The organism is Agrobacterium sp. CMT1, from assembly GCF_037203725.1.
In the GTDB taxonomy this organism is placed as follows: domain Bacteria; phylum Pseudomonadota; class Alphaproteobacteria; order Rhizobiales; family Rhizobiaceae; genus Agrobacterium; species Agrobacterium pusense.
This window is the reverse complement of sequence record NZ_JBBCAR010000007.1, coordinates 921,735-941,719: the sequence shown is the minus strand read 5'-3', so window position 1 is coordinate 941,719 and position 19,985 is coordinate 921,735. Positions and strand designations below refer to the sequence as shown.

General features: G+C 59.4%; 22 protein-coding genes. 12 read left to right on the top strand and 10 right to left on the bottom strand.

Going from position 1 to position 19,985, the window contains the following annotated elements; translation table 11 throughout:
• Nucleotides 1-18: 18 nt before the first annotated feature.
• From WA845_RS12920 to WA845_RS12910, 3 genes are all read right to left on the bottom strand, one after another.
• The gene (locus tag WA845_RS12920; protein WP_100911132.1) at nt 19-861 is read right to left on the bottom strand and encodes an ABC transporter permease subunit; all 843 of its coding nucleotides are present in this window, start codon (nt 859-861) and stop codon (nt 19-21) included.
• Complete coding sequence (locus WA845_RS12915) at nt 848-1,636, bottom strand: ABC transporter ATP-binding protein (RefSeq protein WP_107339681.1); 789 nt, start codon at nt 1,634-1,636, stop codon at nt 848-850. Before WA845_RS12915 ends, WA845_RS12920 begins: the two co-directional genes overlap by 14 nt.
• A gap of 117 nt (nt 1,637-1,753) precedes the next feature.
• The gene (locus WA845_RS12910) at nt 1,754-2,998 is read right to left on the bottom strand and encodes a CaiB/BaiF CoA transferase family protein (protein WP_337322360.1); all 1,245 of its coding nucleotides are present in this window, start codon (nt 2,996-2,998) and stop codon (nt 1,754-1,756) included.
• 327 nt (nt 2,999-3,325) lie between these two features.
• Between WA845_RS12910 and WA845_RS12905 the strand changes: the two genes are divergently transcribed.
• From WA845_RS12905 to WA845_RS12890, 4 genes are all read left to right on the top strand, one after another.
• Nucleotides 3,326-4,258: a hydroxymethylglutaryl-CoA lyase gene (locus WA845_RS12905; protein WP_100911134.1), complete on the top strand. Its 933-nt coding sequence runs from the start codon at nt 3,326-3,328 to the stop codon at nt 4,256-4,258.
• Between the two features lie 96 nt (nt 4,259-4,354).
• Nucleotides 4,355-5,659, top strand: coding sequence for a citrate:proton symporter (locus WA845_RS12900; protein WP_112554230.1), 1,305 nt, complete (start codon nt 4,355-4,357; stop codon nt 5,657-5,659).
• Nucleotides 5,656-6,060, top strand: coding sequence for a hotdog domain-containing protein (locus WA845_RS12895; RefSeq protein WP_112554228.1), 405 nt, complete (start codon nt 5,656-5,658; stop codon nt 6,058-6,060). Before WA845_RS12900 ends, WA845_RS12895 begins: the two co-directional genes overlap by 4 nt.
• A gap of 122 nt (nt 6,061-6,182) precedes the next feature.
• On the top strand, nt 6,183-6,902 hold the full coding sequence (locus WA845_RS12890; RefSeq protein ID WP_162719159.1) for an IclR family transcriptional regulator: 720 nt from the start codon (nt 6,183-6,185) through the stop codon (nt 6,900-6,902).
• 361 nt (nt 6,903-7,263) lie between these two features.
• Here the strand turns inward: WA845_RS12890 and WA845_RS12885 are convergent, their stop codons facing one another.
• From WA845_RS12885 to WA845_RS12875, 3 genes are all read right to left on the bottom strand, one after another.
• Complete coding sequence (locus tag WA845_RS12885) at nt 7,264-7,722, bottom strand: LysR substrate-binding domain-containing protein (RefSeq protein ID WP_112554226.1); 459 nt, start codon at nt 7,720-7,722, stop codon at nt 7,264-7,266.
• A 432-nt stretch (nt 7,723-8,154) separates the two neighbouring features.
• On the bottom strand, nt 8,155-9,072 hold the full coding sequence (locus tag WA845_RS12880; RefSeq protein ID WP_112554224.1) for an SRPBCC domain-containing protein: 918 nt from the start codon (nt 9,070-9,072) through the stop codon (nt 8,155-8,157).
• Nucleotides 9,069-9,410, bottom strand: a complete 342-nt coding sequence (locus tag WA845_RS12875) for a metalloregulator ArsR/SmtB family transcription factor (protein ID WP_162719158.1) — start codon at nt 9,408-9,410, stop codon at nt 9,069-9,071. The genes WA845_RS12880 and WA845_RS12875 overlap by 4 nt, the downstream gene beginning before the upstream one ends.
• Before the next feature lie 186 nt (nt 9,411-9,596).
• On the opposite strand from WA845_RS12875, the gene WA845_RS12870 reads away from it, so the two are divergent.
• The 7 genes from WA845_RS12870 to WA845_RS12840 all read left to right on the top strand — a co-directional run bounded on the left by WA845_RS12870 (nt 9,597) and on the right by WA845_RS12840 (nt 14,822).
• Nucleotides 9,597-9,815, top strand: a complete 219-nt coding sequence (locus WA845_RS12870; RefSeq protein ID WP_004444840.1) for a hypothetical protein — start codon at nt 9,597-9,599, stop codon at nt 9,813-9,815.
• Nucleotides 9,816-9,861: 46 nt separating this feature from the next.
• A complete protein-coding gene (locus tag WA845_RS12865) occupies nt 9,862-10,266 on the top strand; it encodes a hypothetical protein (protein ID WP_004444843.1) in 405 nt (134 codons plus the stop codon).
• Nucleotides 10,267-10,490: 224 nt separating this feature from the next.
• On the top strand, nt 10,491-12,494 hold the full coding sequence (locus tag WA845_RS12860; RefSeq protein ID WP_077987614.1) for a hypothetical protein: 2,004 nt from the start codon (nt 10,491-10,493) through the stop codon (nt 12,492-12,494).
• 180 nt (nt 12,495-12,674) lie between these two features.
• Nucleotides 12,675-13,163, top strand: a complete 489-nt coding sequence (locus WA845_RS12855) for a cupin (RefSeq protein ID WP_112554218.1) — start codon at nt 12,675-12,677, stop codon at nt 13,161-13,163.
• Between the two features lie 180 nt (nt 13,164-13,343).
• Nucleotides 13,344-13,781 carry a curlin gene (locus WA845_RS12850; RefSeq protein WP_006700628.1) on the top strand — a complete coding sequence of 146 codons (438 nt, stop codon included), beginning with the start codon at nt 13,344-13,346 and terminating at the stop codon, nt 13,779-13,781.
• Between the two features lie 60 nt (nt 13,782-13,841).
• On the top strand, nt 13,842-14,240 hold the full coding sequence (gene csgH / locus WA845_RS12845; RefSeq protein ID WP_112554216.1) for a curli-like amyloid fiber formation chaperone CsgH: 399 nt from the start codon (nt 13,842-13,844) through the stop codon (nt 14,238-14,240).
• A gap of 168 nt (nt 14,241-14,408) precedes the next feature.
• Entirely contained in the window at nt 14,409-14,822 is a 414-nt protein-coding gene (locus WA845_RS12840) for a curlin (RefSeq protein ID WP_337322359.1), read from the top strand.
• 46 nt (nt 14,823-14,868) lie between these two features.
• Here WA845_RS12840 and WA845_RS12835 read toward each other — a convergent pair whose 3' ends face one another.
• On the bottom strand, nt 14,869-15,855 hold the full coding sequence (locus tag WA845_RS12835) for a hypothetical protein (protein ID WP_112554212.1): 987 nt from the start codon (nt 15,853-15,855) through the stop codon (nt 14,869-14,871).
• Nucleotides 15,856-16,100: 245 nt separating this feature from the next.
• Between WA845_RS12835 and WA845_RS12830 the strand changes: the two genes are divergently transcribed.
• A complete protein-coding gene (locus WA845_RS12830) occupies nt 16,101-16,433 on the top strand; it encodes a tetratricopeptide repeat protein (protein WP_037092676.1) in 333 nt (110 codons plus the stop codon).
• Nucleotides 16,434-16,605: 172 nt separating this feature from the next.
• Here the strand turns inward: WA845_RS12830 and catB are convergent, their stop codons facing one another.
• The 3 genes from catB to WA845_RS12815 all read right to left on the bottom strand — a co-directional run bounded on the left by catB (nt 16,606) and on the right by WA845_RS12815 (nt 19,771).
• Nucleotides 16,606-17,241 (bottom strand): type B chloramphenicol O-acetyltransferase, encoded by a 636-nt coding sequence (gene catB / locus WA845_RS12825; RefSeq protein WP_037092615.1) that lies wholly within the window; start codon nt 17,239-17,241, stop codon nt 16,606-16,608.
• A gap of 202 nt (nt 17,242-17,443) precedes the next feature.
• The gene (locus WA845_RS12820) at nt 17,444-17,626 is read right to left on the bottom strand and encodes a hypothetical protein (RefSeq protein WP_112554211.1); all 183 of its coding nucleotides are present in this window, start codon (nt 17,624-17,626) and stop codon (nt 17,444-17,446) included.
• A 201-nt stretch (nt 17,627-17,827) separates the two neighbouring features.
• Complete coding sequence (locus tag WA845_RS12815) at nt 17,828-19,771, bottom strand: methyl-accepting chemotaxis protein (RefSeq protein ID WP_112554210.1); 1,944 nt, start codon at nt 19,769-19,771, stop codon at nt 17,828-17,830.
• Between the last annotated feature and the right edge of the window lie 214 nt (nt 19,772-19,985).

Here is a 19,985-nt window from a genome sequence, read left to right as displayed (position 1 = left end):
CTCCTCCTCAAGATGAAATTATGCTTCATGCTCAGGATGCGATGCCGGTCTCCAGACCAGCAGACGCTTCTCGAGACGGTCAACCAGGCCGTCGAGGATGACCACGAAGACTGACAGAATGACGAGACCTGCAAATACACCTGTCGCATCCATGACACCTTCGGCCTGGCCAATACGGTTGCCGAGACCGTAGGACGATCCGAGATACTCGGCGACGACCGCACCCAGAACGGCCATACCGACAGAAACGCGCAGGGAAGACAGGATGAAGCTGGTCGCCGAAGGCAGATAGACGTGGCGCAACAGGGCAAGCTTGCTTGCCTTCAGGAGCCTAGCATTGGCCAGCACGACCGGATTTACTTCACGCACGCCCTGATAGGTGTTGAAGAAGGCGATGAAGAGCACGATCATCACGCCGAGCGCCACTTTCGAGGCGAGCCCGATGCCGAACCAGATGACGAAGATCGGCGCAAGCAGCACGCGGGGAATGGCGTTGAAGACCTTTATGAAGGGCTGGAAAACATCCGAGGCAAATTTGGACAAGCCCAGCCAGACGCCGAGAACGGTGCCCGCGGTAATGCCGATCACAAAGGAAAGCACAGTCTCGAGCAGGGTAATGCCAAGGTCGGTCCACAATTCCCGCGTCTGGACCCATTCGAAGACGCGCAGCACGATCGCACTTGGCGCCGGAAAAAAGAACGGGTCGAGCAGCGCGCTGCGCACACCAGATTCCCAAAGCCCGAGGAAGCCGACAAGGATCGCGACCTGGGCGAAGTGGACCTTGGCCCTGTAAGGAAGGCGGACAGAAGCGCCCGCCGCGCGCTGCGTGTCGACGCTTGCAGTCGTATCACTGATTGACATAGCTTTTCTCCACTTCCTTGCCGAGCATGTCCCAGATCTGGCGGTACAGCCGCATGAATTCGTCCGTCGTCGCGAGCTGCGAGACATCGCGCGGGCGCGGCAAGTTGATTTCGACGTCGCCGACGATCCGGCTGCCGGGGCCGGCTGACATGACGACCACACGGTCCGCAAGCACGATGGCCTCTTCCAGGTCGTGGGTGATGAAAATCAGCGAGCGACGGTCGGCTTGCCACAGATCGAGAAGAATACGGTGCATCAGGCGCCGCGTATGGACATCGAGTGCCGAAAACGGCTCGTCCATCAGGACTATCTTCGGCTCCATGATCAGCGTCTGCGCCATGGCGATACGCTTGCGTTGTCCGCCTGACAATTGGTGCGGATAGCGTTTCTCGAAACCCTTGAGCCCGACCTTTGCCATCCATTCACGGGCCCGCGCACGGGCCTCGTCTTTGGCAACGCCCTGAAAGACCAGGCCGAGCCCGACATTATCTTCGGCAGTTTTCCAAGGCAGAATTGCCTCCTGCTGCAGCATGTATCCGCTACGGGAGTTCAACCCCTTCAACCGTTCGCCGAAAATCTCGACATCGCCATTGGCGGCCTTCAACAAGCCGGTGACGACGTTGAGGATGGTGGATTTTCCGCAGCCGGTCGGCCCGACGACCGCGACGAACTCGGCATCCTTGACAGTCAGGTTCATTTCCGCGACCGCGGTAAAGGCGCCGAACTTAACGGCGACGTTTCTCAGTTCCACAGCCGAGGCTGATTGCATTGTCATGGGCTCCTCCCAGTGGCGTGCCGCAGTCATCTGCGGCCAATCTTCGATCGGGTCTCCAATCCCAATCATCTCCTCCCTACGCGGGATGCGCGCCGCGCAGAACGCGACGTTTGAAAGTCATGCAAGCTTGCGCAGTGGTGCCGGCTCGCCGCGATTGCCGTCGCAACCGACGCTGCCCTCGACGACCATGCGGTCGATATCGGCCTTGGCGTAGCCAAGCTCGCGCAGGACCTCGACGCTGTGTTCACCACAACGCGGAATATCGAAGCGCAGACCAAGCCGCTCGCCGTTGAAATCGATCGGCAAGGTCGGAACTCGGGTCGGTGTGCCATTGGGCAGAACAACATCGACCGTCCCGCCCGGCTGGCTGACATGCGGATCGTCGAACAGGTCCTGCGGCTTGGCGATCGGCGCAAACGGCAGTCCGATCTCCTCGCAACGCGCCAGCGCATCCTTCAGGGTCATCGCTGCAAAGATCGCCTTGATGTCGGGCATGAAGTCGGCACGATGCAGGACGCGATCGGCGTTCGTCTGCAGATCGGGATTGTCGAGGAACTTCTCCAAGCCAAGGGCCGTACAAAATGCCACCCATTGGGTATCGCTGACGACACCGACGAAGATCTGCTCGCCGTCGGCGGTGTCGAAGAGATCGTAGACGGCCCAGGCCGAGATACGTTCCGGCAGAGGTGCAGCGGGCTTTCCGGTGACTGCCATCTGCAGCATGTGCTGGGCAACGAGAAATACGTTGTTCTCGAAGAGTGCGCTGCGCACAAGCTGCCCCCTCCCCGTCATCGATCGTTCCTGCAAGGCGGCAAGGATGGCGATCGCTGCAAACATGCCCCCCATGACATCATTGACGGAAGCGCCAGCGCGCAACGGGCGCCCCGTGGGGCCGGTCATGTAGGCAAGCCCGCCCATCATCTGAACGACTTCATCGAGCGCTGCGCGGTGTTCGTAGGGGCCGGAAAGAAAGCCCTTCAGCGAGCAATAGATCAGCCTGGGATTGCTGGCGCTCTGGGCATCATAGCCGAAGCCGAGCTTGTCGAGCGCACCGGGGCGGAAATTCTCGATCAAAACATCCGCCTGATCGATGAGCTTCTGGGCGGCGTCCTTGCCATCCTTCGACTTCAGATCAAGCACGAGGCTGCGTTTGTTACGATTGAACGTAGGAAAGAAGCCTGCTCCAGAACCATTCAGCCGGCGCGTATTGTCGCCGTTGGGATAAGGCTCGATTTTGACCACGTTGGCGCCAAGGTCAGCGAGGATCATGCCGCAGCTCGGCCCCATAATCATGTGCGAAAACTCGACGACCTTGATGCCCGCAAGCGGAAGGCTGCTGTTGTCACGGAACGGTTGGCTCAAGGCGCCCTCCTCCATTTCTGCTAGATAGAAATAATTTCTGTTATACCTAGGAATTGGACGAATCTCCGGTATTGTCAAGAAAATTAGATGTTGCACTGCAACTCTGCGCCAGCCGTCTGCTAGCACTTGCAGCATCTCGCCTAAAATGGAGACGACAGCCGCAGATGATATTTTGTCGAAAAACCAATAAGTTCCGGAAATTCGCGGCGTTTTAGTAAGCGGCCTTTATGCTTGAACCGATCATAATCGTCCTGCAAAAGGTTTGACGATGTTAGTATTTCCGTCTAGTAGAAACACATTCTGTTTTTGGAGTTGGAGGAGATTCCGATGGGACCGGAGAACCGTGACGTCATCGTCAGCGAAGTCGGACCGCGCGATGGGTTGCAAAGCATCAAGCGCATCATGCCGACGCAAACCAAGATCGCATGGATCAAGGCGCTCGCCGCATCCGGTCTGTCCGAGATCGAGGTCGGATCTTTCGTCTCGCCGAAGCTTCTTCCCCAGATGGCCGACTGTGCCGATCTTGTCCAGGCGGCGATCGAAATCCCGGACCTGACGGTCCTGGCCCTCGTCCCCAATCTTCGCGGGGCTGAAGCAGCCTTCGCGGCGCGCACCCGAAAGATCACCATGCCGGTTTCGGCCTCGCAGGCGCATAGCAAGGCCAATATCAACCGCACTGTCGAGGAAGCGGTCGAGGATGTTGCGCGCGTCAATCGCCTGCGTCACGAGCAACCGGATGACTACAGGCCGGGTATCGAGGTCGGAATTTCGACGGCCTTCGGGTGCACGATGGAAGGCGCGATTTCGGAAGACTGGGTCATCAGGCTCGCCGGCATGCTTGCCGACGCTGGCGCAGACACGATCGGCCTGTCCGACACGACGGGATACGGCAATCCGGCGCAGGTGAAGCGGCTGTTCAAGCGGCTGAAGAGCGAAGTTGGCGAAAAGGCCGGTGGCGCGCATTTCCACAACACCCGTGGCCAGGGTCTCGGCAATGTCGTAGCGGCGCTCGACGTCGGCGTGACTACTTTCGATTCCTCCCAGGCAGGCCTGGGCGGATGTCCCTATGCACCGGGCGCCACCGGCAATATCGTGACGGAAGATCTCGTGTTCATGCTCGAGGCCATGGGCCTCAAGACCGGAATCGACATCGACAAGTTGATTGCGGCGCGCCCAATCATCCTGTCCGGTCTGCCTGGCGAGGCACTCTATGGCCATGTCCAGGATGCGGGGCTGCCAAAGGGCTTCCACTACGCCTGATTGGTGCCTGCACTACTGATTTGACAAAATTTCGATCCGACCGCGCGCTCATCATGCCTTGGGAGGCAGGCTTGCACGTGGTCGAAGGGAGACGACATGCTGATATTCCTCGGTTACGCAATGGTCGCGAGCTTCATGATCCTGATCATGACGAAACGCATGACCGCGCTTGTTGCTTTGATGATCGTGCCGATCGTATTCGGCCTGATCGCCGGGGCTGGTGCCGATATGGGCAAAATGATGCTCGATGGCATTGTCAAACTGGCGCCGACCGCCGCCATGTTGTTCTTCGGCATCATCTACTTCTGTATCATGACAGATGCCGGCTTGTTCGATCCGTTGATCCGCCTCATCGTGAAACTCGCCAAGGGCGACCCTCTGAAGATCATCGTCGGCACGGCGGTGATGGGCACGACGGTGGCGCTCGACGGTGACGGTGCCACCACTTACGTGATCTGCACCGCCGCGCTCTTGCCGATTTACCGGCGTCTCGGCATCCGCCTGCAATATATGGCGACCTTGCTTTTGATGTCGATCGGAGTGATGAACATCCTCCCCTGGGGCGGCCCGACGGCACGCGCAGCAAGCGCCATGCATCTCGACGTCAGCGAGGTATTTGTGCCTTTGATCCCAGCCATGCTGGTAGGAATCGCGTATATTATGTTTGTCGCGATCATTTTCGGTATCCGGGAGCGTCGCCGGATCGGAACCGTGCGGGCCAGCGATGTCGCCGCAATCGAGGAAGGTCTCGGGGAGGTGCCGGAGTTCCGCCGGCCGCGCATGCTGCCGTTCAACCTCATCCTCACCGTGATCCTGATCATCGCACTGGTCGAGGGTTTCCTGCCCCTGCCGATCCTTTTCATGATCGCAACCGCCGTGGCGCTCTTGTTGAATTACCCCGACGTCAACAGCCAGAAGGAACGCCTGAGCGCGCACGCCTTCAATGTTCTGGCCGTCGTCTCGCTGATCTTTGCCGCCGGCATCTTCACCGGAATTCTAAATGGTACGGGTATGCTCGACGCCATGTCGAACAGCCTTCTTTACATCACACCGGACAGTTTCGGGCCGTATCTCGCGCCATTCACAGCCCTCCTCAGCGGACCGGCGACATATGCGGTTACCAACGATGCCTTTTATTACGGTGTCCTGCCGATCCTTGCGCAGACGGCGGCCGCCTACGGGATTTCCTCGGCGGAAATGGCGCGGGCATCGCTGATTGGCCAGCCATTGCATCTGTTGAGCCCGCTTGTCGCTTCGACCTATCTCCTCGTCGCTCTTCTCGACATCAACTACGGTGAGAACCAGAAGGCTGCGATCGGATGGGTGATCGGTTTGATGTTCGCGATGCTTGGCGGCGCGCTTGTCTTTGGCACTATTCCGCTGCGGGGAATAGGTGGATGAGCACCAAGATCGACTGGGTCGAAGAGGACGATGATGGCTTCATCAAACTTGTTGGCCCGATCTTCCATCGAACGACGTCCAATGAAAGCGGAAGGTTCCGCTTTCATGCGGAAGCCAAGCACAAGAACCGCGCCGGCTATGTCCAGGGTGGGATGCTGATGACGCTCGCCGATCGGGCGATGGGCAAGACGGCCCGACAGGGCGATCCGACCCGTGCACAAGCCACCGTGCAGTTCGACATGCAGTTTCTTGAACCGGTCAAGATCGGCGAAACTGTCGAAATCAGTTGCACAATTGTGCGAGAAACCCGGCAGCTCGTCTTCATGCGGGGGGAATTGTTCGTCGAGGATCGACAGGTCGCGAGCGCCCACGGGGTGTGGAAAATCATCGCTCGCCGCTGATATGGGCTCCACGAGCGTCTCTCCTAATGCCATCCCATATCGAAATGCTCTATATGGATTCGCAGAGCTGCATTGGAAAAAGCTCCGATGCGAGAGAAGCTTACAAACGGGCGAGGCGTTTCATGGCCGGACAAAAAGAACAGCGTGTGGAGGCCGTCGAACGTGCACTATCCGTCCTCGACGCATTCGACGATGCAAACCCGAAACTGACGCTGAACGAGCTTGCTCAAAGAACCGGGCTTTATCCGAGCACTATCTTGCGGCTGTCCGCCTCGCTCGAACGGTTCGGCTACCTGTTTCGGGAAGCTGACGGCCGCTTTCGGCTGGGATCGTCGCTCTACCGTCTCGGCAATCAGTACCAGCGCGCCTTCAACCTTGCCGACTACGTGCGGCCGACGCTCAAGGAGCTTGTCGAGAGCACACAAGAAACTGCTGCCTTTTACATTAAGGATGGCGACCGACGCATCTGCCTTTACCGGCACCACGCCGAGCGGATCTTCCGGCACTACCTGGAAGAAGGGGCAGCCCTGTCGCTGGACAAAGGCGCCACCGCCCGGATCCTCGTGGCGTTTTCGGGCGAGCCCGGGCTGTTTTACGACGACATCAGGGAGAAGGGCTATTACATCTCACTCGGCGAACGAGACCCGGATACCGGAGCGATCGGCGTACCCGTCTTTGGGGTGGGTAATGTGCTGGTCGGGGCAATTGGCCTCACCGTCCAGATGCAAAGGTTCACGGCAGAGGCCCAATCCTCTCATCTGAGCGTCTTGACGCAAGCTGCCGCGGAGCTCTCCCGCAAGCTCGGCGCACATGAGCCGTTAGTTCGCGCAGCGCGCCGATGAATAACCTCGACTGTGGATAGTTCAGGCGCCCTTGATGGCAATCAAACTAGCGACTCGCGCTTTGGGTACGCTGAAACACTTAATGTCCTGTGACTTGGTAGCGGAAGGTTGCCACCGGCGCGGCCTCGCAAATGTTCGAAGCAACGATCAACTCGATGAGCTTAGGCGGTGCTGTCCAAGTGCCTCCGAAAGCAGCCAATGCAGACTCGGGGCAAAATCCATATGCGATGATCTGTGGTGAAAGTGCGACGGTTCGCTCTTCGATCACTCCAACCACGCCGATCATATCGTCGTCGCCAAGCCCAAAGCTTCGGCCTCAGCATGGATGTCGTAGCAGACGTCCAACTGTTGTCCCGAGTATCTACGTCGGTTCCTTAGACGCTATGGCAGCGATTGCCTCCCGAAGCCATCGATGCGCCGCATCCTTTTCGCAACGCCTGTGCCACGCCTGGACGAAGGGAAAGCTGTTGAGCTGGAACGGCAGTTCGCCGCATTGTAGACTTCCCTGGCCCAAAAGCTCGATGCTGCGTCTTGCTGCCGTCAGGATGAGATCGCTTCCCCTGACGAAGTCGGGCGCAACAGACCAGTGCGGAATCTGGATTGCAATACGGCGTTTGTGGCCAAGACGAGCGAGCGCATCGTCAACCTCGCTGTTGTCCTGCAGCGCAACACTTACTCGCACATGCGGACGCGAGAGATAGTCCTTGAGAGATAACGCTTCGCCTCCGCTCGTTTGGTCAAACAAGCAGGCAAATGTTTCTTCGAAAAGCACAGCGCTTTTCAGGTCTCTGTGGCCGGCCTCTGTTGCCGTCTTGATCATCCTGCCAGCACAACAAGTGACGGCAACAGCGGGTAGGCGCGGTTGCAGGGTTGTTTTCTACGGAAAACCTTACCGGGGCCACCGGTCCCAGTCAGCAATCTTGTTAGTCGCAGGCCGCGCATAATCCGGGTCAGGCTCCATATGGCACCCAGATGTTCTTCACCTGAATCGCCCTGCGCAAATAGTCACGGCCCTGCCCTTGTGTACGGTCAAGCCAATTCGGCTGACGCCCATTATTGACCCAAGTGGCCTTCAGGTTGCCCGCAGAAGCCCGCTCTACCATTACGCTTCCGTAGGCTGAGCCGAAATCACAGATTAGGCGGGACCTGCAAGACGATCACGCACGCGCAGAGCGCGCTTTGACGATTAATGCCGGTATGGAAAGGAGCCAGTATCGAGACCTCTACACATGAAGCTGACGGAACGGCGCATCTATAGCGCCTTGGCGAAGCGTTCCAGTTTACCCAGCGTTTGCTGCCCCAGCTCCACGGCGCCGAAACCCTTCGCTTGCTGGAACTCGGCTTCCGTGCTGAACACCATGCCCAGCACAACTTTCGTCGCGCCATCCTGATCTTCGAAGGAGGCCCAGGCATCGGCATGTTTCGGCCCGTTTTCGCCCCATAGCAGCGTATAGGCGAGCCTCTCTTCGGGGCGGACCTCGACATAACGATGATGGTTCGGGAAGACTGTGCCGTCAGGGCCGATCATGTCAAAGACCCATTCGCCGCCGGTCCGCAGGTCAATCCTCTTCGTGCGGCAGGAAAACCCTTCAGGGCCCCACCATTGCGGCAGCGTCTTTTCGTTCATCCAGGCTTTCCAGACAATGTTTCGCGGCACCTTTATCGTTCGCTCCAGCACCATGGTTCGCCCGGCCACGCTGGCCAGATTGTTGAGACCGGCGCTGAAACCCTGCTGATAGCCATCGCGCATATCCTCGGCCAGCGAGGAAAGCTGCACCGTTACGGTCAAGCGGCTACGCTCGTCCGCCGCCTGAAAATCGGCAGTCACCAGCGCTGCCGACTGGGTTATGCCGCTGGATGAGACCACCTCGTAATTCACGCTGCGGCGGCTTGGCTGAAGCTCCAGCCAGCCGCATTCACAGCGAATATCCGGCTGGCCGGAGACCTTGCAGAGCGACACTTCGCGACCGCCCAGCCTGCTGTCCGCCTCCAGGAATTCCACTGTCACCGAGGGTGAGGGAGAGGCCCACACCGCCCGGGCGGCGGGTGAGAGCCAGACCTGCCAGAGAGCCGATAGCGGAACGGCAATTTCCCGTTCGAAGCTGAGCGTTGCAAAACGGTCTTGTGGCGGTTCAGCGTGTGCGCTTTGTTGACCCGGTTTCGTTGTCATTGTTCCTCCTCCTTCATGGCGTGAACTGCAAATGCGTCCAGCCGGTCAAGCCGGCTCTCCCACACGGCCCGTTGCTCATCGAGCCAAGTTCTCACCGGCTCCAGCGCTTCAGGTACTATTGCGCAGGTGCGCACGCGTCCATCCTTGGATGTGGCGATGAGCCCCGCCTCCTCAAGCACGGCGAGGTGGCGCATGACCGTGGGCAAGCGCAGACCCGTGGGAGCGGACAATGCGGTAACCTGCGCCGGCCCGCTGCCGAGGCGAGCGAGAATTGCCCGCCGTGTGGGATCGGCAAGGGCCTGGAAGATGAGTGAAAGCTCTGGATGATGCTTAGCCATATCGCTAACTATCATGTTCCATCATCGCGACACAAGTAAAAACCTAGCCGATTAGCTAAGTTTATCATCCGGCAAATCCGGATCGGGAACTGAAACAAGCCATCGAGAGTTGCAAAAAAGCAATTGACTCCCGCCGCCCGGTGGGTGAGCTTCAGCGGGAAAAAGACGGGGAAAAATCAAATCATCATGTCGCCAGAACGCTTTAACCAATGCCTGCGGGTCATTCGCTGGACGCCGATCAACATCGCCTCCGCGCTGCAATGCGAACTCTCCTGGATCGAGGCGCTTGAGGCGGGCAATGAAGAGGTTCCCGAAGGGCTGGCCACATGGCTCGAAACGCTTGCGCAGGCCCATGAGGCTCTGCCGCCGCCTTCCACCTACAGAGGCAAACGGTCAACCTTCTGACGCGGCCGATTGTCGTCAGCCTTCACCAACGATTGGATTGTTCGAAATGAAATACCTCATAGCGGCTCTTGGCCTGATCACCTTTTCGAGCCCCGTTTTCGCGGCCTCCTGCGAGAAGAACTTCACCGTCTCCGGCGTGCCGATGGTGACGGCTGTTTCCTACAAGTCCTGGCAGGAGCTGCCGAAGGCGAAGGCGCCAGCCGTGCTTCAGAAGCTCGCCCAGGCCGTGGCGGCGGAAGGTTTTTCGGGCATCCAGATCAACAAGGCGCTGTCGTCCATCGATGCGCATCAGGAGACCAGCGGCAGCGGCAGAATTCAGACGCTGCGGGTGGTGGCCCGGCAAAAGGGTGCGGCTGTGCGGATCGACGCCGTCTTCAACATTCAGGCAGGACAGATCGCGGACAAGAACGTGATCCGCGAGGGTATCTGCAATATCATCAATGGCGCGTGACGCGGCGGATTCCAGGCCCTGCCCACCCAAAGCTTATTGCCGGTCAGGCCGCGTCTGCCCCTTCGCCCGACGCTTGCGCTGGCGCCGCACCTGTGGTGGCCGGCATGGCGTTGACGGTCTGGATGTAGCGCGGCCTTCACGGGCGTCGATCACCTCTTGCTAAGCAACTTTTGCGTGCTTAAAAGGCGCGCAATATGATCAGTATGTGAGAGAGGACCAACGTCGTGGAACAGGAAAACAGCCATACCGGCAAGGGTCGGCGCAGGGCGCTATGGGCGGCGGTGGCAATTATCGCCGTTGCGGCCGCAGGTGTCATCGGCGGCAAGACCTTCTACGAGGCGAAGGTGAAGGAACTGGTTGCGCGCACCGGCGCGACTGCCGGCTCCGTGGAAGTCGATTTCCTCGGGAAAATTCATGTTCGCGATCTGACGCTGCCGCTCGAAGATGGCAAGAATCTTCGTATTGCCGCCATTGACGGTCGTCCGAAGCTGCCCTTTCTGGACGGCGCGCTGGACATGAGCGACATCGATGTGGATGTACCCACCGGCAAGCTTTCAATGGCGCATGCCCGCATCGAGAATGCGGCGTTCGAGAAGTCCGCACAGGCGGAAGGAAACGGCGGCTCCCTGCCCCGCCGCATCGAGCGCTTCGCAGCGACGCGCATCTCCACGCCCGAGCTGACGTTGAGCCAGTCGGTCGCGACCACCGAGCAGAAGACGGTTTACAGCAACCTGGTCCTCTCCGAGATCGCCGGTGGCCGTATCGCCCGGTATTCGATCGACAAGGGCAGCTACGACATCAAGATGCGGCTTCCCGACAGTGACGGCGCGATTGAGGACAAGCATGTGGCGGTGTCGACCGGCGTGATCGCTGGTCAGGACATCGACGTCGCTTATCTCGCCCGGCTCTATACGGAAAAGGCCGGCCCTGACGACAAGGTGGCAAAACCTCTCTATGGGCCGCTTTCCGTCAAGACGGTTTCATTTTCCGATGGCGATGGCCGTTTCAGCTACGACGAGATCCGCAGCGATGGCTTTACCGCCCGCATGCCATCCGAACCGCTGCTGGACACACTGAAGGCACTGACGGTCACCAAGGATCCCGACCAGCTTCCGCCGGAGGAACGCCAGGCGCTTTTTGCCAAGGTCGTGTCCATCCTCGACATGATCGGCAGGAGCAACATGCAGCTCATCGGCTTCAAGGCCGACGCACCGGATGAAAAAGAGGGAGCGGCCGGCAAAAGGGTCAAGGCCGCCATCGACCGCATCGACATGCAGATGGACAGCCGCAAGCTCGACTTCGGCCTGAACGGTCTGTCGATCGGTGACGGCGACGGCAAGATCGAAGTGGCGGAAGCAAGCCTCAAGGGTTTCGACTGGAGTTCGACGATCGAGGGTATTTCCCAGATCATCGCGCTCGATGAAACCGAGATCGAGACCTTTCAGTTCAATCGCCTGATACCGGAACTTGGCCGGGTGCGCGTCGGCGGCATCAACGTCGATATTGCCGCGCCGAAAGAGCCGGAGGAAGAACCCACCGGCACGCCGGAACGCATCAGGTTCACGCTCAAGAATTTCGAGATGGGGCTGACCAAGCCCTTCAACGGCATTCCGACCGATATAGAGATCAGGCAGGATGACCTCACACTTCCGATCCCCGCAGACGCGACGGAGGACGTTTTCGTGGAGGCCCGCAAGCTGGGTCTCGAGACGCTGGCTTTCTCCTATGGCCTTTCCGCAGGCTGGGACGAGCCGAACAGCAATCTGGTGATCCGCGACATCTCGCTCAGCAGCAGGGATTTCGGCAGCGTCAATCTTGCCGGACTGGTCAGCGGCTTTACGGAGGAGTTCTTCTCCTTCGACGTCAATCGCGCGCAGGCGGCGCTTTTCGGGCTTGCCGGCCGTGAGGTGAAGCTCACCGTCAAGGACGAAGGCCTGATGGCCAAGGCGATCAAGCTCTACGCCCTGCAGAACGACATGACCGAGGATCAGGTGCGCGGCACGCTGACGCTGGTGGCGAGTGTGATGCTGCAGCAGGTGGCGGCGGAGCAGCCGAAGCTGCAAGGCGCGGTGGAGGCGCTGGTGCGCTTCATCAGCACGCCTGGAACCCTGACTGTCACAGTCAAATCCACGGGCGTCAATGGCCTCGGGGTCTTCGACCTGGTTGCGGCTTCCGACAATCCGATGGGTCTTCTCGACAAGGTCGATATTCAGGCGACAGCCGAGTAAGCCAGCCAGAAAACGTCTCAAGCCCGGTTCGCCGGGCTTGAGACCGCCGCAACCGCGTTTTCGTCAAGACATTGCGGAACTGCCCGCTCTCGGGAGTGATTATGACCTGGGCGGCTGAAATGCGCCGCCAGATTTCGGTCCGCATTGTTCGCGGTAGAAACGGTCATGAGGAGCATCGCCATGAAAACCGAGCAACTGACCTTCGGCCCCAGCGGACAGGTCCCCAATAACCAGACCTTTCCCGTGATCATTTACCGCAATATCGGCACGGACTTTCATTCCGCGGATTTCGAAGCGACATTTTCCCGCAACGGATGGAGCGGCATCTGGCGCAACGGCGTTTTCGACTACCACCATTACCACAGCGGGGCACACGAGGTTCTGGGTGTCGGACGTGGCGAAGCGACCTTGCAGATCGGCGGGCCTGAGGGGCAAGTTCTCGATGTTGGCCGCGGTGACTGCCTGATCCTGCCCGCCGGGACAGGCCACATGAAACTGGACTCCTCCCCGGATTTTCAAGTGGTGGGTGCTTATCCGCCCGGGCAGGAAGCCGATATCCAAACATCCTCCGCCAGCGCTGACATGCTTGAGCGGATCAGATCCCTGCCGAAGCCGGAGACCGATCCTGTGCACGGAGCTTCGGGCGGCCTGACAGATATATGGCGCTGAAGAGGCGATTCCGGTTCCGTCAGGATACCGCAGGAACGTGGAGGCTGGCTTCAGCGATGTCGGCGCCTATTGGCTTCGGCCAATGAACCACGACTGAATGACGCCTTCAGCCTCCGTTCCGGTGGAACGTTCTAAAACAGGGACGTTCAACCGCGGTCCATCCGCCTGAGGAGACACGTCATGATCCGGAAGTCTTTCATTGCAAGTGCACTCGTCGCTCTCGTCGGCCTCGCTGCCGCGGCACCCGCCATGGCCAATGATGTGCGCATCGAACAATATGGCTGGTCCAATTCTGCCGGCGGTGCACAGGAGGGTTACGGCAACCGGATCCGCACGTACCAGAACGGCGGCTACAACCGGATTGTCGGTCATCAATATGGCCGGCATAACCTCTCGGCTGTCGGCCAGGAGGGGCACGACAATTACGGCTCCACCTATCAGAACGGCAGCCGCAACGTGGCCGGCATCGGCCAGTTCGGTTCCAATCACACCACCATCCTCACGCAGGACGGCAACGGCAACATCGCGGCCGGTGTCCAGGTGGGCCGCGGATGCAGCGCCAATGTGAGCCAGGGCGGCAACGACAATGTCGCCGCCTTCGTACAAGCCTGCCCTTGACCGGCCGCACGACGTGTAACCGGTCAGGCTCGAAACATCAGATCATCCGGGAGACCAGCCATGCCCCACAGCATCAGTCATAAGCGCCGTCTGGCGGCGATCCTTGCGCTGGCACTGCTTCCCGCCGGCACCGTTGGGGCCATATCGACCGCACGGGAGTCGACGGCTGGAAACGTCTGCGAGATCAGGGCAACGTCGCAGGCGGACATGGTGAAGCTGGAGGCCTTTGCCGGAGCCGATGTCACTGCCGGCGGGACCTACGGGTTTCACGTCGAAAAATCGGGAAGCGGCGGACATTCGGTGATCAATCAGGGCGGCGACTTTGATGCCGCAGCCGGACGTCCGCAATTGCTCAGCGCGGTAACGCTCGATGCGAAGGGAGCCCGCTATAAGGCGGTGCTCGATATGGCTATCGATGGCCGGAGCTTCAGCTGCACAAAGCAGGTTGATGGCGACTAAGCCAAGACATGCCCGTAAATTATACCCGTGAAGGGCGCCGCTTCAGGCGCCCTTTTCTTTCGATCCTGCCAAGCGACTGAACGACGTGTGAACGGGCAGTTCCGATCAGGTTCAGTTGCGAAATGCGATTTTCGATCATCGGCAAGGCGCTGACGGATGGAGATCAGAATGACGCGCAACATATTGAAACTCATGACTGTTACCCTGCTCGTCGGGGGCCTCGCACCTCTTGGTTCTCCGGCACCGGCCCACGCCGGCGGTCGCATCTCCTTCGATCTCGCACCCGGCAATGCCGCCGATGGCGACCTGCTTTCGACGGGCCTCCGCGCCTATTCGATCTACCGCGGCCTGAAGGATGCCGACATCCGCCAGCTCGGCCGCGGCAACGCCGCCGGCATTGCCCAGAACGGCGGCGGCAATCTCGGCTTTATCCGGCAACGGGGCGTAGGCCACTCCGCGACGTTGCAGCAGAACGGCAACAACAATGCCTATGGCATTTTTCAGTACGGCCGCAACACGGATACCAACGTCTTGCAGGACGGCAATAACGGCAGCGGCCTGACCTACAGCTACGGCTGGTAGGGCAAGGCGGGACAGTCAGTCGTCCCTGCAGGTCTTCGCCACAGACTCAATTCGCAAGAACCTCGCCATCCCTGCTCTGAACGATATCCGGCGATGGAACCGGCGGAGCACCGGTATCGGGCAGAGGCGGAATTATCAGCCATGCGTCTGGGTAGTCATTGCGAAGATGGCGGGGATTATAACGAATATTGGTTCCAGCGGCATGGTGAAGCGTTCCAAGAACGCCATCTTTTGACAGGGTGCCTCTGCTGATTTCGTGGAGCTTTCGCTCGCCGTTCAAGGCAAGCGTTACCTCTGAGAGATCGAAGTCATCGATGTGAATGGTCTGCCCAGTCGGTATATCGAGAACCCATCTGTCGGAATCGACAAAGCCATCGGTGTAAACATTGCCGGTGGAGGCCCGCAGGGAGGTGCCTTTCGGCAGGCTGATACCGTCAACGAGATTGCCATCGGCGAGAATGCATTTGCTGAAGGTAGAGATGCTGCCATCAGCCATGAGATCGAACTCCACGGGCTGCGTTGCATCACAACGCCAGTCGCTCTGAGTGGTCACGCCAATACCGGTTATCCGCATGTCGCCTGGGGTGAAACCGATCGTTTCGTAATTTTCATTGGTTTTTATCGCGATATAACGGGCGATCTCAACGGCGTCGATATCCGCGATCCGCACCGGATGCGGAAACACGGCCCTATCGAAGGCCTCCTTGTTGTCGGCAATGGCCAGTTCGAGCTTCGTACCCTTGGGCATATCTATCCCGCCCAGACGTGCGGGTTCCAGAAGTTCCGGCTGATAACGTATTGCTCTCTCCCTGTCGTAAGCGCTCATCTCCAGATAAAATTCACCGAACCGAAAAAGCGTGAAAAGCGCAACCGCGGTCACCAGCCCGTAAGGCAGGATCATCGGGCGCTTCCAGCGCCCGCCCATGCATCGAACCAACAGCCATAGTGACCAGACGCCCCACACAAGGGTCGTGATGAGAAAGAAGGCAAGGAGAAGCAACGCTTCGACGGAGGGCAATGCGACGGGGATCATGCAAACCCATAATTCTGGGGGAATCGTGTCCATCCTAAGGGACATCCGTGCTTTAACCCACAGGCTGTGGTCATTTCAACTCGGCGAGGGCGAGAGATGCGACGTAGCCTGACGGAGGCGCGCGTCGTCATCGGACGCGTTCGCATGACGACCCATGCAGGAAGAGCGCGCCAAATACCGCTTGACCTCAACTGCGCTTGAGATCGTACCGATACATGGTGTTTCACCATTGCTCCGGGACAACGATGATAACAAAACTCATGAAGATGCTGGAAGACGGGAGGGACAGTCCCCTTCTGCGCTTTTCAATCGCGAAGGCTCTGGCGGCAGCGGGGCAGTTCGAAAATGCAGCGCATCACCTGCAGGAGGCTATCCGGCAGGATCCCGACTATTCGGCGGTATGGGCAGAACTCGGCGAATGCCGTGCACGGTTGGGAGACAATGACGGCGCCGTTACGGCGTGGGTGGAAGGAATGTCGGTCGCCGTCAGACGAGGCGACATTCAGGCCAGGAGACAGATGGACGTCCGGCTCCGGCGTCTGCGATCACGCACCGCGCGACCTCATTCGGCGGCTTGATCACTATGAAACCCGGCGTGATGTCTCAACAGGATGGCTTTGCAGGATGATACGGAGCTGTCTTGGCGTTCATGCCGGTCTGACTACACCGCTTACTGACGGCGACGCTGACCCACATGTCCGGCCCTCGGAAAGGCTCGGCCCGCCTTGATGAGACGGGCCGGCCGTTTGTTTACGGCTGGGCGCTATCCGACCGCCAGAACCGGTAAAGCTCCGCAACATTGCCGCTGGTCATGAGCGGCATCGCGGCTTTCAGCCGGTCCCCCGGCCAATCCCACCACTTCATCTCCAGAAGCAGCTCGATCGAGTCGTCGTCGAACCGCTTGCGGATCATTTTCGCGGGATTGCCACCGACGATAGCGTAGGGTTCGACATCTTTCGTCACCAGCGCACGCGTTCCGATCACGGCGCCGTCGCCTATGGTAATACCGGGCATGATGACAGCTTCCGAGCCTATCCAGACATCATTGCCGATGACTGTATCGCCGGACGGCAGATAGCCGTTTGCGGCATTCTCGAATTCCGGCACTTCGGGCATGAAGAAGAAGGGAAAGGTGCTGATCCACTCATTGCGATGGCCCTGATTGCCCGCCATGATGAAGGCTGCGCCCGAACCTATCGAGCAGAAGCTCCCCACCACCAGCCTGTCCGCGCCCTCATCCGGCAACAGATAACGGGCACAATCTTCAAAGCTGTGGCCGTGATAATAGCCGGAATAATAGCTGTATTTTCCGACCACGAGGTTTGGGTTCTTTACCTGCTTGTCGAGCGTGATGCCCCGGAACGGGCTTTCGAAATAGTTTTCCATTGAGTAATCTCACTGCATGTCTTCGCTTCGCTTGCCTTGCGGCAAGCCGACACCAGGCGAAAAGCCGGCTGGCTTCTCGTCCGATGCTCCTCGCGCTGCGGCGGGAGCTAGATGCAGGTGGTACTCGATGCTTTGATCATGGCTCCCTGTTACCGCAAAACGAGCCAAAGGCAAAGTGCCGCCACACGACAACCTTCAAGGATCAGGAAGCAATGGCCAGAATGAGCGCGATCATAAGCAGCATGGGGCCCATCCACTTGAAGTGACGCGCCACCGGCGGCCGGTGGGCAGGATTTCCCGACAGGGACAGATATCCGAACCCCTCCAGCGTCATCCAGAGGCCGACGCAGAACATGATGAATTCATCAATATAGGCTGCGATCATGTCTTCCCCTCCCAGGCACCGCCCCAATGGCGGCAAACCTTACCAGCATGACGACGAATGGCAACGAATAGCCACGGCGCAGTGGCAGGCTGATCCGTCCCGAAAAGCAGAACACCGGGCTCAGGCTAGAAACCCGACCCCGGTGCCCCTGTCTGGAATAGTGCTTTCAGCGCCATGGAGAGCGTGAAGGCAGAGTGGGTATCAGAACTCCTCCCAATTATCCGTTGTCGTATTCAGTGCCGCGTTGCCGGAGAACGCCGCCCTGATCCGGCCGCCAAGGGCGCGGGCCGGTGAGGTCGCCGGTCTGTCGGCCGACGAAGCGGTTCGCACGGGCGCGGAAGCCTCGCTGTAACCGGCTTCAGACAGCTTGAACTGGGCGATCAGCCGGTTGAGCGACGACGCCTCGCGTGCGAGCCCGTGGCTCGCCGCGGTGCTCTCCTCCACCATTGCGGCGTTCTTCTGGGTGTCCTGGTCCATCTGGTTCACGGCCGTATTGATCTGCTGGAGACCGGAGGACTGTTCCTGTGCCGATTCCGCAATCGCCGCCACGTGGCGGTTGATCTCCTGCACTTCCGTGACGATCAGTTCCAATGCCTTGCCGGTCTCTCCGACGAGCTGCACGCCTTGCTGGACCTGACCGTTCGAGGTCGTGATCAGGTTCTTGATCTCCTTGGCGGCGCCTGCGGAACGCTGCGCCAGTTCGCGAACCTCCTGCGCGACAACGGCGAAGCCCTTGCCCGCCTCGCCCGCACGGGCAGCCTCCACCCCGGCATTCAGTGCCAGAAGGTTGGTCTGGAAGGCAATCTCATCGATAACGCCGATAATATTGGAAATCTCATTCGCGGATGTCGCGATCTGTTCCATCGCGGCAACGGCCTTCTGCACCACGTCTCCGGATCTTTCGGCGCCGATCTTCGCGCGGCTGACGAGATGTCCCGCTTCCTGCGCCCGTTTGGTCGAATCCTTCACCGTCGTGGTGATCTCTTCCAGCGCCGCAGCGGTTTCCTCTACCGCCGCAGCCTGCTGCTCCGTCCGTTTCGCCAGATCGTCGGCCGCTGCGCGGATTTCGTTTGCGCCGGAATCGATGCCACGGGCATTCTGCGCCACCTGGTTGAGCGTCGACTGCAGCTGTTCCGCGGCCCTGTTGAAGTCGCCGCGAATACCGTCCAGGCTCGGCACAAACGGCTGCGCTATGCGGTAAGTGACATCGCCTTCGGCGATCTTCGAAAGCGCGGTGGCAAGATTGGTGACCGCGAACTGAACGTCGGCGGCTTCCTGCGCCTTCTGTTTCTCCCGCTCGATCCGATCCTTTTCGGACATGGACCGGTTCGCGTCCGTTTCAGCCTCGAGCCGCAGGCGCTCCACTGCGCTTTCGCGGAACGCTTGAACGGTGGCGGCCATCTGACCAACTTCATCCTTGCGATCCATGCCGACGATTTCGCTTGCAGTATCCCCCGCCGCCAGCGCTTCCATGCGGGCGCGAAGGCGCGCAATCGGCGTGGTAATGCCGCGGGACGAGATGAGCAGGCCAAGCGCGATCACGGCCAGAGACATGAGTGCGAGTGTGACAACACCCGTCCAGATCGTCGTATTCGTGCTTGCGGTAAGGCGCTCCCGGCCCTCATTCATGACCTGGATGAGCTGTTCGTTACCCGCACTGATTTTCGGCGAAACCTCGGTGATTTTCCGTAGGACGTTAAGCGCCATCTGCTGGGCTTCGGCCCGCTGTCCTGCCTGCATGAGGGAAATGACCTGATTGCCGATTTCCTCGACTTCGACAACACCCTTGAGGATGTCCCGCGCGGCGTCCGTGCGGGCCGGCACGAGTTCGATGATCTTGTTCTGGCGTTCCTCGAGCTGCTTGCGATCTGCCCTGAAGGTCTTTACGGCCGCTTCGAAATCGCTGCTGGCCGGATCGTTGAGGCTGGCGCGAAGCATCTGCATGCCGAGCGCATTGAGATTTCCGCTTGTTCTGGCGTTCAGCACCGCAGCAAGGGCCTCGTGGCCGATGAAATCACTATAGACATTATCGGTGTTTTTATATTGCAGGCTGACATAGCTTATGCCGGAAAGCGACATCAGGCTCATCAGCGAGATGACAAAAACGACCTTCGTTTTTATCTTGGTATTCTTCAGGAATGACATGAACGGCCTCAAGGCAAGCGCTCCTCCTGCCGCCGCACGGGTGGGCCGGGGGAACCATATGATGAAACATCGCGGGTAGCTGTTGCCCCTCCTCATAGGGCGACAAGCGGGTGCCTTTTTCGAACCGCAGGGCAGGTCGTGACGGGTCCGCTTGTTCTACCGGCTCCACCGATAAAACCTTGGAACCTGCGTATTTTAGATTTCACAAAACAAC